This is a genomic window from Geotalea daltonii FRC-32, assembly GCF_000022265.1.
Taxonomy (GTDB): Bacteria; Desulfobacterota; Desulfuromonadia; order Geobacterales; family Geobacteraceae; genus Geotalea; species Geotalea daltonii.
The window spans coordinates 2,484,002-2,499,656 of record NC_011979.1; the positions used below are offsets into that span (position 1 = coordinate 2,484,002).

Here is a 15,655-nt window from a genome sequence, read left to right on the forward strand (position 1 = left end):
ATGCAATGGACCAACAGTATCCTACTTTCCGCATCCTGCTGGTGGACGATGAGCCTGCCTGGTTAAAATCCCTTTCCCTCACGTTGCGAAGCTGCGCTGGACTTACCAATATCAGTACTTGCCAGGACAGCCGCGAGGTTATGGGATTACTTGCCCAGGGAGGCATCGGCCTTGTCCTCCTCGATCTGACCATGCCCCATCTATCGGGGGAAGAACTCCTTAAACAGGTTGCCGAGCAATATCCGGAAACGACCACCATTGTCGTCAGCGGCCTGAATCAGTTGGAAACGGCGGTCCGTTGCATGAAACTGGGCGCCTTTGACTACTTCATCAAAACCGATGATGAAGACCGGATTGTGGGAGGTGTACTGCGGGCGGTCCGGATGAAAGAGATGCAGCTTGATTATCTGGAGATGTCGAGCCGGCTTGCTTCAGGGGAATTGCAGCATCCTGATGCTTTTGCCGCCATTGTTACCGCCGATCGAGCCATGCTCAATGTCTTTGCCTATGCGGAGGCGGTGGCGAAGAGTCCCCAGCCGCTGATGATCACTGGCGAAAGCGGGGTCGGTAAAGAGCTGATTGCCCAGGCCGTGCACCGGTTGAGCGGTTGCCGCGGGAAACTGGTGACAGTCAATGTGGCAGGCCTCGACGACACCGTCTTTGCCGATACCCTCTTTGGCCATGTGCGGGGTGCCTTCACCGGTGCAGATCAACTGCGCCGGGGGATGGTTGAGGAGGCAGCTGATGGTACGCTCTTTCTAGATGAGATTGGCGACCTGAGCATACCCTCACAGGTGAAGCTGTTACGCCTTTTGCAGGAGGGGGAATTTTTTCCCCTGGGTTGCGACCAGCCCAGGCGGCTCAAAGCACGCATAATCGTTGCCACTCACCAGAACCTGATGGAAAAGGAGTCGGCAGGAACCTTTCGTCGCGATCTCTTTTATCGTCTGCGTACACACCAGGTACATGTCCCTCCTTTACGGGAACGGCCCGGAGACATAACCCTGTTGCTGGATCATTTTTTGAGAGAAGCCGCACAAGCGCTGGGTAGAAAGAAACCTACTCCTCCCCGGGAGCTGGCCCAGTTTCTCGTTATGTACAGCTTTCCCGGCAATGTGCGCGAGCTTAAGGCAATGGTTTACGATGCGGTCAGCATCCACCGTGATCGAATGCTCTCCATGGAGTCATTTCTCAAGGCGGTCGGACAATCTCAGCCCCCTGTAAAAGAGTCCCCCTCTCCCTCAAGACAGAATCCCTTTGCCGGTTTTGTCGATCTCCCCACCTTCAGTGATGCGGCTGCTTTTCTTGTTGCCGAGGCCATGCATCGCGCCAACGGCAATCAGACCATGGCGGCACGTCTGCTTGGCATCTCCCAGCCTGCTCTGAACAAGAGACTCAAGGCAATGCGTCCTGAACCGGTATAACCACGGGTTATACAATAATCTCCGGCTATCATCGCCTTAACATGCTGATTCAATTGATGTAAATCAGCAACACAGCCTGCTGTTATAACCTCAGGCTATAGGCCTTGGCTGTCCAAAGATAGCAGTTTTAGCACCGCTTTATGCTGTAATACCAGCATGTTAGGCTTTTTTGTGCCGCTTGGCATTTTCCATGCTCTTATGGGATAGATACGAAAGGGAGCCATCCGGCCCCTTCAATATTAGCCCAAGTGGAGGTGTCTCATGGCAATGTTCTGGATTCAATTCGTGCTCGTGCTCGGTGCCGTTCTCATCGGTATCCGTAGAGGAGGGGTAGCCCTCGGCCTGATCGGTGGGTTGGGCGTAACCTTACTGACCATAGGCTTCAGGAGTGCTCCTTCTGAGCCCCCCATTGCAGTAATGCTGATCATCCTGGCAGTGGTTACTGCCTCAGCGACACTGCAGGTAGCAGGTGGTCTGGACTACCTGGTGCAGCTCACCGAGCGGATGCTCCGTGCCCACCCCAAGTATGTGACCATTCTTGCCCCCTTAAGCACCTTTTTCCTCACTGTCTGCGTCGGAACTGGCCATGCGGTGTATGCGCTGTTGCCCGTTATCGCCGATGTGGCCATCAAGACCGGTATTAGACCGGAGCGACCCATGGCTATCTCCAGTGTCGCTTCCCAGATGGGGATCACTGCCAGTCCGGTGGCTGCCGCGGTGACCTTTTTTCTCGGTTTTGCCGCCAAAGCAGGCCACCCGGTTACCCTGATCGACATCATCTGCGTTACCATGCCGGCTGGGATCATCGGCGTGCTCGCAGCTGCAGGTTGGAGTTTCAACCGTGGCAAGGACCTGGACAAAGATGCCGAGTTTCAGGCCCGTCTGACAGATCCCGACTTTCGCAAAGCCCTTGATGCAGATGTAACAACACTGGACAAGAAAATTTCCACCACCGCCAAGGTTTCAGTAGCGCTGTTTTTTGCCGGCGTAGCCACCATCATACTTTTTGCGGTCTGTCCCGAACTGCTGCCCATGGGTGCCGATAAAAAGCCCGTTGCCATGACCACGGTCGTACAATTCATTATGCTGGCCTATGGCGCCTTCATAATGTTCTCAGCCAACGTCAAAGCAAAAGACATCGCCCATTCAAGCGTCTTTATCGCCGGCATGATTGCTGTCGTCTCCATTTTCGGCATTGCCTGGATGAGTGATACCTTCATCTCCGCCAACAAAAAGTTCCTCGTAGACAATATCGGCATCATGGTAAAAATTGCCCCGTGGACTTTTGCCATTGCAACCTTCTGCATATCGGCCTTCGTCAAGAGCCAGGCTGCGACCCTTGCCATTACCCTGCCTCTCGGCCTTGCCCTCGGCCTGCCGATTCCTTTGTTGCTTGGTCTGATGCCGGCAAGCTATGCCTACTTCTTCTTTGCCTTCTATCCCAGTGACCTGGCGGCTATCAATTTTGATCGCACCGGCACTACCCACATCGGCAAGTACTTACTCAATCACAGCTTCATGATCCCGGGCCTCATCGGCGTAGGGATGTCGACAATCACCGCTTACCTTATTTCCAGCGCCATTCTTTAGGTCTGGTTACTACAAGATAAAAACAGAGGCTGCAGGAATAATCTGCAGCCTTTTTTTATGCTTGACAGCTGACATTTTACTCTTGACCGAGGGCATCAGAGAATGTTATATCAAGAAAAATTGATATAATATATTACCTTCACTTGATATGACCATGCTCGAAACTATAAAAGCACTGGCGGATCCATGCCGGCTGCGTCTTCTCGCCATACTTGATTCGGGGGAGTTTACCGTCCAGGAATTGACCTCTATACTCGGCATGGGGCAGTCGCGTATTTCGCGTCACTTGAAAATACTGACGGAGGCGGGAGTGCTTGCTGTAAAAAGGCAGGGAACCTGGAGCTATTACCGGGTAGGGGATGCCAATGCTTTTTTCACCGCCATTTCTCCTGCCATGAAAACGGAGCTCGAAACGCTGGACAACCGGACTCAGGATGTTGCGGCCGTGGCCCGGGTGCTGGAAGACCGTCGCCGGCGCAGCCAGCAATTTTTCGATCAGCATGCCCGCCAGTGGGATGCCCTTGTCTGCACTCTGTTGCCGGTGCCGGAATATGTAGCACAGTTGGTTCGGTTGGTGCCACAAAAGTCAGAAGTTTTAGAGATAGGCGTCGGCACTGGAAATCTGCTGCCTGAGCTGGCCAATGTCGCATCCCGCACTATCGGCGTTGATCACTCACCGGCAATGCTTGAGGAAGCAGGGCGCCGGGTAGCGGCGACAGGATTGCACGGGGTTGAGCTGCGTCTGGGAGAGATGACGCACCTGCCTGTTGCCGATGGCGGCGTGGGATGCGTGGTGGCCAATATGGTGTTGCACCATGCTGCGGACCCGCTTGCCGTTCTGCATGAGATGGGGCGGGTTTTAGTTGTCGGCGGTGTTCTGGTAATTGCCGACCTGGCAAGGCATGAGCGGGAATGGGCGCGGGAACAACTGGCTGATCAGTGGCTGGGCTTTGAGAAAGAGGAGCTGATTGGGTGGATAAAAGCTGCAGGTTTTAATCATGTGGCTTGTCATCGATATGAAGGAGCAGCCGGCCAGGAGTCGGTGTTCCTGGTGCAAGCCATCAAAGATAAAGGCTGACTTTGTCGGAAAATATAGTGAAAAAGGAGAATACACATGCCACAGGATTTTAAAGTAGCCGATCTGTCCCTGGCTGAATGGGGAAAAAAGGAGATCAGGATTGCTGAAACGGAAATGCCTGGTTTGATGGCCATTCGCGAGGAGTATGCCGGTAAACAGCCGCTGAAAGGGGCACGCATCACCGGTTCGCTGCATATGACCATCCAGACTGCGGTTCTCATCGAAACACTCAAGGCGCTTGGTGCTGAGGTACGCTGGGCCTCGTGCAACATCTTTTCCACCCAGGATCATGCCGCTGCCGCCATTGCTGCCCAGGGCATTCCCGTTTTCGCTTACAAGGGGGAGTCGCTGGAAGAATACTGGGACTACACCCACCGTATTTTCGAATGGCCCGATGGCGGTTTTTCCAACATGATTCTCGACGATGGCGGCGATGCGACGCTTTTGCTCCACTTGGGAACCAGGGCGGAGAAGGACGCGAAGGTGCTGGAGAAGCCCGGTTCGGAGGAAGAGATCATTCTTTTTGCCGCCATCAGGAAAAAGCTGGACACAGATCCCACCTGGTACTCTACCCGCATTGCCCAGATCAAGGGGGTGACGGAGGAGACCACCACCGGCGTGCACCGTCTTTACCAGATGCACGAGCGGGGGGAACTGCGCTTCCCGGCCATCAACGTCAACGACTCGGTTACCAAATCCAAGTTCGACAACCTCTATGGCTGCCGCGAATCGCTGGTGGACGGCATCAAGCGGGCAACGGACGTCATGGTGGCGGGCAAAGTCGCCCTGGTCTGCGGCTATGGGGATGTGGGCAAGGGCTCCGCACAAGCCCTCAGGGCGCTGTCTGCTCAGGTGTGGGTGACGGAGGTCGATCCCATCTGCGCTCTGCAGGCTGCCATGGAAGGGTATCGCGTGGTGACCATGGATTACGCCGCCGACAAGGCGGATATCTTCGTCACCTGCACCGGCAACTACCATGTCATTACCCATGAACACATGCTGAAAATGAAGGATCAGGCCATTGTCTGCAACATCGGGCATTTCGATAACGAGATCGAGGTGGCGGCCCTGGAAAAATACCAGTGGGAAGAGATCAAGCCCCAGGTGGACCACGTGATCATGCCGTCGGGCAACCGGATTATCCTGTTGGCCAAGGGGAGACTGGTGAATCTGGGTTGCGCCACCGGCCATCCCAGCTATGTCATGTCCTCTTCCTTCGCCAACCAGACCATCGCCCAGATCGAGATCTTCAGCAATCCCGGCAAATATGCGGTGGGGGTCTACACATTACCCAAGCACCTGGATGAGAAAGTGGCGAGGTTGCAACTGAAGAAGCTGAATGCCCAGTTAAGCATCCTGACCAAGGAGCAAGCCGATTACATAGGCGTAAATGTGGACGGGCCTTACAAATCTGAGCATTATCGGTATTAGACGCATGATGTCGGCTGGACTTTTTTTTCTGAAATAAGTATATTCATTGTGGTTATGGGCCGCCGATTTTTTTTCGGCGGCTTTCGCACGTCCAGCAATAAAAGGAGCAAAAGATGAAGAGTTTGACTACTGCAGTAGTGTTGGTGACTCTAATGGCTGGAAGCGCCTCGGCCATGTCCAAGGAGGGGTGTGGCGGGGAATGTGCCTCGTGTCATCCTCTTTCTGTGAAAGAGGCCAATGCACTTGTAAAAGACCTTGGGGGGCGGGTAACAAAGGTGAAATTTCCGGCCATGCGTGGCGTCTGGGAGCTTGACATGGAGAAGGATGGTAAAAAGGCCGTCGCCTACCTGGATTACGGCAAGAAACACGTCATTCCCGGCCCCATATTCAATCTGGCGACTAAAAAACCCATAAGTGGCGGGGCACAACAGCCGGCCGGAGTAACCAAGGTGAATCCGGCTCTTCTTACGCCTGCCAACTCCATAATTCTCGGAAATCCTCAGGGGAAAAAAAGGCTTTTTGTCTTTACCGATCCAGATTGCCCCTTTTGCGCAAAACTGCATGTGGAGCTGAAGAAGCTTATCGCCATGGATCCGTCGGTAGTCGTGTACGTGAAACTGTTCCCGTTGAAAATGCATCCCGCAGCCTACGACAAATCCCGGGTCATACTCCAGGGACCGTCGGCCAAGCTTCTCGACGATGCCTTTGCCAAGGTGACCTTGCCTGCTCCTGGCCCTAATACGCCGACCAAAGGTGTGGAGGAAAATATCAAGCTTGCCGGGCGGCTCGGCGTCAATTCTACGCCGACGATGATTTTTTCCGATGGCAGGGTGGTGGCCGGCTCAAAGTCTGCCACTGAAATTCAGGCTCTTTTTAAGATTAAAAAGCCGCATAAATGATGACCAACATGGATGAAAAGAAAGGCCTGTCGATGGGACAGGCCTTTTTCTTATTTCGTGGAATTTTCTTTTTTGTTTTCTCCATCCTTTTTCCCCCGACCCGCGGTGGAGCATGCGTCGGCCATTCAGGTGGAGACGCCGAGACGTGGGAGGATATATTTCTGTAAGACTACCCACAAGACGAGAAATCCCAGCACTAAAAAAATCTCTTGCATGAAAACCTCCTTTTTCCCAATAAAGTAACATATATTCTAAAAACTGCATACAACGAAAATCAGACTTGCAAAAAACGGTTGACATACCCATTGTCTATCGCTATAGTGAAAATCATTTTCAATCCGGAGAGGCCTGTGAAGCGTGCCAAGAAAAAAGCTTTCAGCGAGTTTATTGCCCAGAAGGGCCTCAAGTCCACGCGCCAGCGTGACATTATCCTCGATTTCTTCCTGTCTTCGTCGGAACACATGAGCCTTGAAGAGCTTTATCTCAAACTTCGGGCAAAGCACCCGGCCATCGGCTATGCCACGGTCTATCGCACACTGAAGCTTTTCGCCGAGTCAGGCATAGCCCGTGAAATCCAGTTCGGTGACGGACAGACTCGTTATGAGCATGTGACTGAAGGGGAGCACCATGACCATCTGGTTTGTACCCGCTGCGGCGCCATTGCCGAGTTTGAGAACGAGACCATTGAAAAGCTGCAGGACGAGATAGCTGCCGGTTACGGCTTTCTCATCAAAACACATAAGCTCGAGCTGTATGGCCTATGTGCCAAATGCCGCAGATAAAATTTTTTACCGCACATTTGAAAATGACTATCAATTACAACTAAGGAAGTAAACCCAAATGGATGTATTCAAGAAAAAGGCTTCATGTCATTCCAATGCCAGTGCATCAACCGGTGCGGCCAAGAAGGTCGCACTGGTGGGAAACCCTAATGTGGGGAAAAGTGTCCTTTTCAATGCCTTGACCGGTGCTTATGTCACGGTTTCCAATTACCCCGGCACTTCGGTAGAGGTGGCTCGCGGTTCCGCCTCGATCAACGGCGAAGTATGTGAGATCATAGACACGCCGGGCATGTATTCTCTCCTGCCGATTACCGAGGAGGAGCGGGTAGCCCGCGAGATTCTACTCAAGGAATCTCCCGATGTGGTTCTGCACGTGCTGGATGCAAGGAACCTGGAGCGGATGCTGGTCATGACCCTGCAGCTTATCGATGCCCAGTTGCCGGTGGTGCTGGTGGTGAATATCATGGACGAGGCGGAGCGGATGGGACTTGTAATCGACATCCCACTCCTGCAGGAAAAACTCGGCATTCCGGTCATAGGTGCTGCCACCGCCAAAAAACGTGGCCTGGAAGAGATCAGGAAGGCCATTACCGGCTACAGCAGGAAGACTCGTGCGGTATTCGGCTACAGCAAACGGCTGGAGGCGGATATCGAAAGTGTCGCTCAGCTGATCAAGTGCGACTATCCGTTAGCGAAAAAATCGCTGGCGCTGCTGCTCTTGCAGAGGGACGAAGAGGTAACCGCCCTCATTGCCGAACGTGAAGGTGAAGGTTTTGCAGCCGTTTCCGACAAAGTGCGCGAGAAAACCTTCGAGCGGCGGGAATCCTTTAACCTGGACCTGTCCATGGAGCGAAAAGGTATAGTCAAAGGACTCCTTGCCGGGGTTTTCAATCTGCCGGACAAGAGGGTCGTTACATTTAATGAGCGCCTTTCCAGTTGGGCGGTCAGACCCTTAACAGGGATACCTTTGTTGCTGATAGTTCTTTATTATGGCCTTTACCAGTTCGTCGGTGTCTTTGGTGCCGGTACGCTCGTTGATTTTCTCGAAGGGACTCTCTTTGAAGGATATTTCAACCCCTGGATCACAGAATTCATCAAAGGGGTGGTTCCCTGGGAAGTCATTCAGGAACTTTTTGTCGGAGAATACGGTGTGCTGACCCTTGGTCTGCGTTATGCAGTGGGAATCATTCTTCCCATTGTTGCGACCTTTTTCCTCTTCTTTTCCATTCTTGAGGACAGCGGCTATTTTCCGCGGCTGGCGTTGCTGGTAGACAGGGTCTTCAAGAAAATCGGCCTCACCGGCCGTGCCGTCATTCCCATCGTTCTCGGTTTCGGTTGCGATACCATGGCTACCATGGTTACCCGTACGCTGGAAACGGTGCGTGAGCGAATTCTCGCCACCCTGCTGCTGGCTCTGGCCATTCCCTGTTCCGCACAGCTCGGCGTTATTCTGGCGCTTTTATCCAAGGCGCCCGGGGCTCTTCTGGTCTGGAGCATCAGCCTTTTGCTCATATTCCTTTTAATTGGATTTCTTGCGGCCCGCCTTGTGCCCGGCGAGACCCCGATGTTCTATATGGAGCTGCCACCCATGCGGCTTCCCCAGCTGTCCAACGTTCTAACCAAGACCTATACCAGGATGCAATGGTACTTTCTGGAAATCCTGCCGCTCTTCATACTGGCATCGGTGCTGCTGTGGATCGGCAAACTCACTCATTTTTTCGAGAAGTCAGTGGAAGTCATGAGCCCGGTAATGTCCATGATGGGACTGCCCAAGGATGTAGCTGTCGCCTTCATCTTCGGCTTCTTCCGTCGGGATTATGGGGCTGCCGGACTGTATGATCTGCAGACCAAGGGTATACTGGATGGACGGCAATTGACGGTTGCAGCGGTGACGCTGACCCTCTTCATTCCCTGTGTGGCCCAGTTCCTGGTCATGAAAAGAGAGCGAGGTTTAAAGGTCGCCTTGGCCATCGGTGTCTTTGTCAGCGCTCTTGCCTTTGGCAGCGGTTATCTGCTCAACCAGTTCCTGCTCGTCACCAAGCTGGTGTAACAAGAGGTTATCTCAATGAAGTGCGGCTATTGCGGACACGAATTCAGCCAGGAAGAAGGCATCACCGGTTGCGGGAAATGCGGCAAACCGGGGAAATGTAGCATGGTACGCTGTCCACGCTGCTACTATGAGAATCCACCTGAAATGAAGGTGTTGAAGAAACTAAAGGGATTGTTGGTGAAAAACGATAAAGAATAGCAGGTTAAAACAATACAAGGAGCATGTATGAAGTTATCGGATAAAGCGGAAGAAATTTTGGAAGCGCTATGGATTGCCGTTGAGGAGGAAGGAAAAGGCTTTGCCGAGATCGATAATATCGGCATTCCGGCCGGTGATCCAGCCTACCAGGAGTTGACCTCCCAGACCCTGGTCGAGGTAAAGGAGGGGCGGGTCTACTTTCGTCCGGAGGGCAAGGTAGAAGGCAGGCGTACGATCCGCCGCCACCGGCTGGCAGAACGGCTGCTCATGGATGTGCTGAATGTACGTGGGGAGGCCGGAGACGACAAGGCTTGCCAGTTCGAGCATCTGCTCAACGAAGGGGTCGATGCCAAGGTCTGCACCATGCTCAACCATCCCACCACCTGTCCCCACGGCAAACACATTCCGCCCGGGGAGTGCTGCGAGGAAGCGAAAAAAAGCGGTGATCTGGGTGTTGTCCCCCTCACGGAGCTGAAATCGGGCGAAGAAGGGGAAATAGCCTATATCCAGACAGAAGACAGTAAAAAGATGCAGAAACTCATGGCCATGGGGGTGCTTCCCGGCAACCGCATCATCCTCTCCCAGACCTTCCCCACCTACATTTTCAGGGTAGGTTTTTCCGAATTTGCCATCGATTCGGCCATGGCCCGTGAAATTTTTGTCCGAAAGTAGGCGGCGTTAAAAGTCTATAAATAGCTGCCGATTTCCTGTAACTTAGTATACTTATAGATGTGTACCTGCTGAAGAGGCATGTTTTTCTTGAATAAAGGACGCAAATTTATTACCCTTCACCGGCGTTTGGACTACGGACCGGTCCACATACAAATCACGCTTTGGAGGACACATCAATGAAAAAAAATTCTGTCATGCTGACGGCTGTTTCCCTGCTCTTCGCCGCCACCTCAGCATTTGCTGCCACCGGCACGCTACCCAAGGGGTACGAAAAGTGGGAGAAAAGCAAGGAAAAGGTAGTCAGTGACAAGAGTTCGCTTTTCTATGGGGTTCACAACATCTATGTGGACAAGAAAGCCATGCCCGCCTACAAAGCCGGAGGAAAATATCCCGAAGGCAGCCGCTTTGTGGTCGATTACTACAAGTTAAAGGAAGAAAACGGCAAGCCGGTAAAAGGTAAAAAGAACATGATTGTCCTGATGAAAAAGGACAAGAAATTCAAAGAAACCGGCGGCTGGCAATTCGTCGGTTTCACCGGCGAGGGGAAGGCTTCCAAGCTTGACCCGGTGAAAAACTGCTATGAATGCCATCTGAAAGAAGCAAAAGATAGAGATTACGTCATTTCGAAGTATACCGATTTCAAATAACAAACCCCCGCGAGAAGTCTCCATCTCAAAAAGCATCACAGGACCTGTGGTGCTTTTTTATTTTCTAAAAATTATTTATCCCTCAAGCTATTCCGCCTTCTGACGATATGTTTAAAAACAAGGGTGGTGCACTGCCTTTACATCTGCATGAAACAGGGTTGAAACTATGTTTATGGATAACAACGTGCCGGCCTTCAATGTCAAATCCTTGCCATCCTCCTGGCCTGCACGCCTCGCCTCGGCAAGCCGGCTATTGATGGAGATATCAGGCACCACAGAGGAAGAATTCCTGGCAACCGGGGCTAGGCTCCACGATTTTTACGACCGGGCCGGACAAATCTCACAAATGTCTTCGGAGATGGCCGGCCAGGTTTCCGGCGAAGAAATTTCCCATACCATTGGCCGCCTTCGGGAGATACTTGTCCAGATGGACGAGTACCTGGTCCATGGGGAGAAGGAGACGGAACAGAGTTCCCAAACCTTGCGCTCAATTCTTCTTTTATTGGACAGGACTGCTGCTCCCCTTTCAGGTTTCAGGAAAATAAACAAGTCGCTGCGCATGCTCGGTATTTCAACCAAGATAGAAAGTGCACGTCTTGGGCAGAGCGCTGCAGGATTCGATACGCTGGCAAACGATGTCGCTCAGCTTTCCATTCAGGTTCTTGAAAAGGCGGGGACAATACTTGAACAAAAGGAACTGCTGACCTCTGTGATCCGCCAGACCCTGAACCAGGTTCTTGATCTGGGCATAGAACAAAAGGGTCAGGTAAAGGGAATACTGGAAAGAACCCAGGCAAGTCTTGCTGCCCTGACTGAAGTCAATTCCCGTTGTTCCACGGCTGCATCTGCCATAGCCGAAGCTTCGGGAGTCGTGTCCCGAAACATTGGCGAAGTTGTCATGTCCATGCAGTTCCACGATATAGTCCGTCAACAGATCGAGCATGTGGCCGAGGCTCTGGATGATCTGCAGAACAGCCTGGAAAGCGAGGGAGAAGACCGGGATGGGATGGCGCCCGCTCTGGCGCAGACTGCTGTCGGTATTTGCCAACTGCAGGCGGCACAGCTATCCCATGCCAGCGATGAACTCAATGGCGCTGTGGGGCGTATTGTCGACAACTTGCACGGCATAGCGGCAAAGGAAGCACGCCTTTCCGAAGATACCAGTGCCATGGCAGGTGTGGCAGATCAGACGGGAAGCTCTTTCCTGACGGGACTGGAAGCCGATCTCACCGTGGTTGGCGCCGTTCTGGACCAGAGTTCCCAGCTCAATCGTGCCCTGACCAAGGCCATGAACACCGTTGCCGAAACGGTAACGGAGATTACGGCGTTTGTCAGCGATATTGAGTTCATCGGTGAGGAAATCGAACTCATCGCCCTCAATGCACAGGTGAAAGCTGCCCTGACCGGTGACGATGGTGCCGCGCTTGGAGTCCTTGCAGAGGCTATTCAACGGCTGTCGGTGGATGCCATTGCCCAGACCTCTGCCGTTTCCAATATGTTGACCGAAGTTACCAATGCCACCGAAGGACTCTGCAACAGCGCCAGGGCAGATGCGACCGAGCTTGACCAGGAAGTGGAAGAAATGGTCAGTTCACTGCCGGGGCTGCTTCAATCCCTGCAGAGAGTGAATGATTCACTTAGCGAATGTCTGAAGAACATGCAAGGGGCTGTTGAAACGCTTTGTACAGATATTGACGCAGCAACCAACGGCATTACGGCCCATTTTCAGGTGACCCAGGTGATCGACCAGGTAAGGAGCGAACTGTGCACCATTATCGATGAAGCCCGTCTCATCGCTCCGTCATCTGATGCTGAAAACGGCAATCTGATGCAGCTTGCCGACCGCTACACCATGGACAGCGAACGCAAGATCCATCATTCCATGATCAAAAAAGAAGAGGGAGCAAGTACTCAACCTGTACCTGCCGATCCTGTCAGCGAAGTTTCTTCGCCGGCATCCGATGGGCTGGGAGATAACGTGGAGCTGTTTTAATATTCAGCGTCAGCTTTAGGAGGAGAATCTGTTATGGGTGAACTGAAGGTGACCATGGCCAAAGCGGAAGGGAACCCTGCTGCCTTGGTTGTAAAAGTCAGCGGACCGCTTACCGTCCAGAACGTTGGAGAATTGAAAACTTCTCTTTTGCAGGCATTGGAGGGAGGGGAACAGCTTTGCCTCGACCTGGCCGGGGTGACGGAGGTCGACCTGGCAGGCCTGCAACTCCTATGCTCGGCTCACCGCAGTTCCCTGCACCTTAACAAGCATCTCTGCATTACTACCGGTGATAGTGATATTATTGATACGGCGAGCATGGAAGCAGGTTTTCAGCGCCATGTGGGATGTGCCCAGGACAAGGAAAAAAGCTGCTTTTGGGTGGGAGGGAATGATTGATGGGAAAGATAATCATGACGGCGGATGATTCTGCCAGTGTCCGACAGATGGTCAGTTTTACCCTGAAACAGAACGGGTACGAGGTGGTGGAAGCGGTGGACGGAAAAGATGCGCTGCAGAAGCTTGGCGGACAAAAGGTCGATATGCTCATCACCGACCTGAACATGCCGAACCTGGACGGCATCGGCCTGATCAAGGGGGCGCGGGCTCTGCCTGCCTGTAAATTCATTCCTATCGTTATGCTTACCACGGAATCCCAGGACAGCAAAAAACAGGAAGGAAAGGCCGCCGGGGCAACCGGCTGGATAGTAAAGCCTTTCAAGCCTGAACAGCTGATGGCGGTGGTGAAGAAGGTGCTCGGATGATGGACCAACATCAAGAGGCATTCAAGGAAGAGGCTTACGAGCTTCTGGCAGAGTTGGAAACGTCCCTCCTGGAGCTTGAAGAAAGGCCTGATGATGAGGAAGTGATCGGCCGGGTCTTCCGGGCCATGCATACCATCAAGGGATCGGGGGCAATGTTCGGTTTTGAAGACATTGCCGCTTTTACCCACGAAGTGGAAACGGTTTTCGATCTGGTGCGCAACGGTCTGATTCCGGTAACCAAAACACTGGTCAACGTTACCCTGGCCGCTCGCGATCAGATCAAGGCCATGCTTGATGCTTCAACCGGGGGCGCTGTGGTTGACGTAGCCTGCACCGCAGAGATCATTGCCACCCTGAAGAGCATGCTTCCCGAAACGGAGTCTGAAAAATCATCGGCGAACCTTCAACCGGCCGAAGAGGCAAAAGGGGGGCAGCAGGAATCGGCTGAAGTTACCTACCGGATCCGTTTCGAACCAGACCAGGGTATTTTCATGCGAGGAACTAATCCCCTGAGCCTGGTCAAGGAATTGAGGGAACTTGGTCAGAGCCGGGTAATTGCCCAGGTGACCAACCTGCTTCCCCTGGAGGAGATGGATGCGGAGAGCTGCTATGTTTACTGGGATGTGATTTTGACCACCAACAGGGGAATTGACGCCATCAAGGATGTATTCATATTTGTAGAGGACGATTGCGAGCTGAAGATCGAGGCCATTGACAGTGGGGCACCTTTCGCCGGCGAAGATGGCTACAAGAAACTTGGCGAAATACTGGTGGAACGGGGTGATCTGAGCTTCGAGGAGATGAAGAATATCCTGTCCCAGCAGAAACGATTTGGGGAAATTGCCATCGAGAGCGGGTTTGTGGAACCGGAAAAAATCATCTCTGCCCTTGTGGAGCAGCAGCATGTGAAGGAGGTCCGGCAGGAAAGGCAATCCCAGGAGAACGCTTCCAGCATCCGTGTTCCTGCAGAAAAACTGGACGTTTTGGTAAACCTGGTGGGAGAACTGGTCACGGTCCAGGCTCGTCTTAGTCAGACCTCCGCCGGGCGCAGGGATGCGGAACTGATGTCCATCGCCGAAGAGGTGGAGCGTCTGACCGCAGAATTGCGGGATAACGCTCTCAACATCAGGATGCTGCCCATCGGCACCACCTTCAGTAAGTTCAAACGCCTGGTTCGCGATCTTTCCAACGAACTGGGCAAAAAGATTGAAATGGAGACTTCCGGCGCTGAGACGGAGCTGGATAAGACCGTCATAGAAAAGCTCAACGATCCCTTGGTGCACCTGATCCGCAACAGCATCGACCACGGCATAGAAATGCCCGAAGAGCGAGCGGCAGCCGGCAAGCCGGCACAGGGGACGGTGCATCTCTCCGCCGTTCATTCCGGCGACAGTGTCTTCATTACCATCAAAGACGACGGTGCAGGACTGGATAAGGAGGCCATTCGGGCCAAGGCCATAGAAAAGGGGCTTATTCCGCCCACCACAGAACTGTCCGAAAAAGAGATTTTTGCCCAGATATTTGCTCCCGGCTTTTCCACTGCTAAAAAGATCTCCAGTGTCTCCGGGCGCGGTGTCGGAATGGATGTGGTCAAGAGGGCCATCGAAGCGTTGCGCGGCACCATCGAAATAACCAGCAAACGGGGAGAAGGCACCACCATTACCGTAAAGATACCCCTGACCCTGGCCATCATCGAAAGCCTGCTGGTTCAGATCGGCGGCGACCGTTTCCTGCTTCCACTTTCACTGGTGGATGAATGTGTGGAATTGACCGGCAGCGACATCGAAAAGTCCCATGGAAGAAATCTGGCCACCGTTCGTGACCACATGGTGCCATACATCCCACTCCGGGAGAAGTTCCGGATCATCGGCAATGCGCCGGAAATCCAGCAGATCGTCATCACCCAGGTCAACGGCATGCGTGTCGGCTTTGTGGTCGACCACGTCATAGGCGAGCACCAGACGGTTATCAAATCACTGGGACGGGCTTATAAAAATGTCGAGGGCATATCGGGAGCGACGATTCTGGGTGACGGGGCGGTTGCACTGATCGTGGATATCCCGCAACTGATAAAGGAAGTGGAGGCGCAGAGCCTGCAATAGGTTGTTTAAGGGCAATCTTATGTAATGT

General features: G+C 53.0%; 14 protein-coding genes. All 14 read left to right on the forward strand.

The window, feature by feature from the left end:
* Positions 1-5: 5 nt before the first annotated feature.
* Positions 6-1,424, forward strand: coding sequence for a sigma-54-dependent transcriptional regulator (locus GEOB_RS11180; RefSeq protein ID WP_041267508.1), 1,419 nt, complete (start codon positions 6-8; stop codon positions 1,422-1,424).
* Positions 1,425-1,685: 261 nt separating this feature from the next.
* Positions 1,686-3,014 carry an anaerobic C4-dicarboxylate transporter gene (locus tag GEOB_RS11185; protein ID WP_012647331.1) on the forward strand — a complete coding sequence of 443 codons (1,329 nt, stop codon included), beginning with the start codon at positions 1,686-1,688 and terminating at the stop codon, positions 3,012-3,014.
* Positions 3,015-3,168: 154 nt separating this feature from the next.
* On the forward strand, positions 3,169-4,092 hold the full coding sequence (locus GEOB_RS11190; RefSeq protein WP_041267509.1) for an ArsR/SmtB family transcription factor: 924 nt from the start codon (positions 3,169-3,171) through the stop codon (positions 4,090-4,092).
* Between the two features lie 36 nt (positions 4,093-4,128).
* Positions 4,129-5,523: an adenosylhomocysteinase gene (gene ahcY / locus GEOB_RS11195; protein WP_012647333.1), complete on the forward strand. Its 1,395-nt coding sequence runs from the start codon at positions 4,129-4,131 to the stop codon at positions 5,521-5,523.
* A gap of 113 nt (positions 5,524-5,636) precedes the next feature.
* Positions 5,637-6,422: a DsbC family protein gene (locus GEOB_RS11200; RefSeq protein ID WP_012647334.1), complete on the forward strand. Its 786-nt coding sequence runs from the start codon at positions 5,637-5,639 to the stop codon at positions 6,420-6,422.
* 350 nt (positions 6,423-6,772) lie between these two features.
* Positions 6,773-7,204 (forward strand): Fur family transcriptional regulator, encoded by a 432-nt coding sequence (locus GEOB_RS11205; RefSeq protein ID WP_012647335.1) that lies wholly within the window; start codon positions 6,773-6,775, stop codon positions 7,202-7,204.
* A gap of 58 nt (positions 7,205-7,262) precedes the next feature.
* Positions 7,263-9,254 carry a ferrous iron transport protein B gene (gene feoB, locus GEOB_RS11210; RefSeq protein WP_012647336.1) on the forward strand — a complete coding sequence of 664 codons (1,992 nt, stop codon included), beginning with the start codon at positions 7,263-7,265 and terminating at the stop codon, positions 9,252-9,254.
* A gap of 15 nt (positions 9,255-9,269) precedes the next feature.
* The gene (locus GEOB_RS11215; protein WP_012647337.1) at positions 9,270-9,452 is read left to right on the forward strand and encodes a hypothetical protein; all 183 of its coding nucleotides are present in this window, start codon (positions 9,270-9,272) and stop codon (positions 9,450-9,452) included.
* A 27-nt stretch (positions 9,453-9,479) separates the two neighbouring features.
* On the forward strand, positions 9,480-10,124 hold the full coding sequence (locus GEOB_RS11220; RefSeq protein WP_012647338.1) for a metal-dependent transcriptional regulator: 645 nt from the start codon (positions 9,480-9,482) through the stop codon (positions 10,122-10,124).
* A 176-nt stretch (positions 10,125-10,300) separates the two neighbouring features.
* Positions 10,301-10,771, forward strand: a complete 471-nt coding sequence (locus tag GEOB_RS11225) for a cytochrome P460 family protein (protein WP_012647339.1) — start codon at positions 10,301-10,303, stop codon at positions 10,769-10,771.
* 166 nt (positions 10,772-10,937) lie between these two features.
* Positions 10,938-12,764 (forward strand): methyl-accepting chemotaxis protein, encoded by a 1,827-nt coding sequence (locus GEOB_RS11230; protein WP_012647340.1) that lies wholly within the window; start codon positions 10,938-10,940, stop codon positions 12,762-12,764.
* Positions 12,765-12,797: 33 nt separating this feature from the next.
* Entirely contained in the window at positions 12,798-13,160 is a 363-nt protein-coding gene (locus GEOB_RS11235) for an STAS domain-containing protein (RefSeq protein ID WP_012647341.1), read from the forward strand.
* Positions 13,160-13,525, forward strand: a complete 366-nt coding sequence (locus tag GEOB_RS11240; protein WP_012647342.1) for a response regulator — start codon at positions 13,160-13,162, stop codon at positions 13,523-13,525. The genes GEOB_RS11235 and GEOB_RS11240 overlap by 1 nt, the downstream gene beginning before the upstream one ends.
* A complete protein-coding gene (locus tag GEOB_RS11245) occupies positions 13,522-15,627 on the forward strand; it encodes a chemotaxis protein CheA (protein ID WP_012647343.1) in 2,106 nt (701 codons plus the stop codon). The genes GEOB_RS11240 and GEOB_RS11245 overlap by 4 nt, the downstream gene beginning before the upstream one ends.
* The last annotated feature ends 28 nt before the right edge of the window (positions 15,628-15,655 follow it).

What these genes read in the sequence shown, in the direction of transcription:
- GEOB_RS11180 (WP_041267508.1), top strand. Translation starts at nt 6, where the DNA reads ATGGACCAACAGTATCCTACTTTCCGCATCCTGCTGGTGGACGATGAG.
- GEOB_RS11185 (WP_012647331.1), top strand. Translation starts at nt 1,686, where the DNA reads ATGGCAATGTTCTGGATTCAATTCGTGCTCGTGCTCGGTGCCGTTCTC.
- GEOB_RS11190 (WP_041267509.1), top strand. Translation starts at nt 3,169, where the DNA reads ATGCTCGAAACTATAAAAGCACTGGCGGATCCATGCCGGCTGCGTCTT.
- ahcY (WP_012647333.1), top strand. Translation starts at nt 4,129, where the DNA reads ATGCCACAGGATTTTAAAGTAGCCGATCTGTCCCTGGCTGAATGGGGA.
- GEOB_RS11200 (WP_012647334.1), top strand. Translation starts at nt 5,637, where the DNA reads ATGAAGAGTTTGACTACTGCAGTAGTGTTGGTGACTCTAATGGCTGGA.
- feoB (WP_012647336.1), top strand. Translation starts at nt 7,263, where the DNA reads ATGGATGTATTCAAGAAAAAGGCTTCATGTCATTCCAATGCCAGTGCA.
- GEOB_RS11215 (WP_012647337.1), top strand. Translation starts at nt 9,270, where the DNA reads ATGAAGTGCGGCTATTGCGGACACGAATTCAGCCAGGAAGAAGGCATC.
- GEOB_RS11220 (WP_012647338.1), top strand. Translation starts at nt 9,480, where the DNA reads ATGAAGTTATCGGATAAAGCGGAAGAAATTTTGGAAGCGCTATGGATT.
- GEOB_RS11225 (WP_012647339.1), top strand. Translation starts at nt 10,301, where the DNA reads ATGAAAAAAAATTCTGTCATGCTGACGGCTGTTTCCCTGCTCTTCGCC.
- GEOB_RS11230 (WP_012647340.1), top strand. Translation starts at nt 10,938, where the DNA reads ATGTTTATGGATAACAACGTGCCGGCCTTCAATGTCAAATCCTTGCCA.
- GEOB_RS11235 (WP_012647341.1), top strand. Translation starts at nt 12,798, where the DNA reads ATGGGTGAACTGAAGGTGACCATGGCCAAAGCGGAAGGGAACCCTGCT.
- GEOB_RS11240 (WP_012647342.1), top strand. Translation starts at nt 13,160, where the DNA reads ATGGGAAAGATAATCATGACGGCGGATGATTCTGCCAGTGTCCGACAG.
- GEOB_RS11245 (WP_012647343.1), top strand. Translation starts at nt 13,522, where the DNA reads ATGATGGACCAACATCAAGAGGCATTCAAGGAAGAGGCTTACGAGCTT.